This is a genomic window from Vibrio sp. TRT 2004 (assembly GCF_050113735.1).
GTDB lineage: Bacteria > Pseudomonadota > Gammaproteobacteria > Enterobacterales > Vibrionaceae > Vibrio.
The window spans coordinates 1-707 of record NZ_JBNJOH010000145.1 but is presented as its reverse complement, the minus strand read 5'-3'; the positions used below and the strand labels follow the sequence as shown (position 1 = coordinate 707).

1 protein-coding gene is annotated in these 707 nt (G+C 41.4%); it reads left to right on the top strand.

What is annotated here, in order from left to right; translation table 11 throughout:
- On the top strand, window positions 1-707 hold a 707-nt coding region (locus ACQEXR_RS20305), incomplete at both ends, for an IS5 family transposase (RefSeq protein ID WP_427021053.1).

Below are 707 nucleotides of genomic sequence, written 5' to 3'. Positions count from 1 at the left end.
CTACTTCAAGTGATGACGAGTACCGGTCGAGTTTATAATAAACCAGAGCATCGGATGACTTTCGAAGGGATACTGTTTCGAATGAGAACTGGCGTGCCATGGAGAGATTTACCTTCTGAATTCGGTGAGTGGAGTACCGTTTATAGACGCTTCAACCTTTGGTCTAGAAAAGGCATTTTAAAACTACTTTTCAATCAGTTATCTAACATGGCTGATTTTGAATGGGTCTTTCTAGACGGTTCAATTGTCCGTGCTCATCAGCATAGTACTGGTGCGGCAACACCAGATAGCGAGTGCATTGGAAAGAGTCGTGGCGGTAATTCAACTAAGATCCATCTAGCTGTAGACAGTGGTGGATTACCTATCTGTTTTGACCTTTCTGAGGGGCAACGACACGATATTGTCCATGCCGAAAGCCTTGTAGAACAGTTAGATGAAGTGAATACCATTGTTTGTGACAAAGGCTATGATAGTGACCCCTTTCGACATTTTGTCCAATTAAAAGGTGGAACAACCGTCATAGCTAAACGCAACTATGGGCAAGATATAGACAAGGAAAGTATGGATTGGTGTCTATATAAGTATCGTCATTTAGTTGAAAATGCGTTTGCTAAAATCAAGCATTATCGAGCAATATCCACTAGATATGACAAGTTGAAAAGGAACTATGCCAGCATGGTATCGCTGGCATTTATGTTAATGTGGCT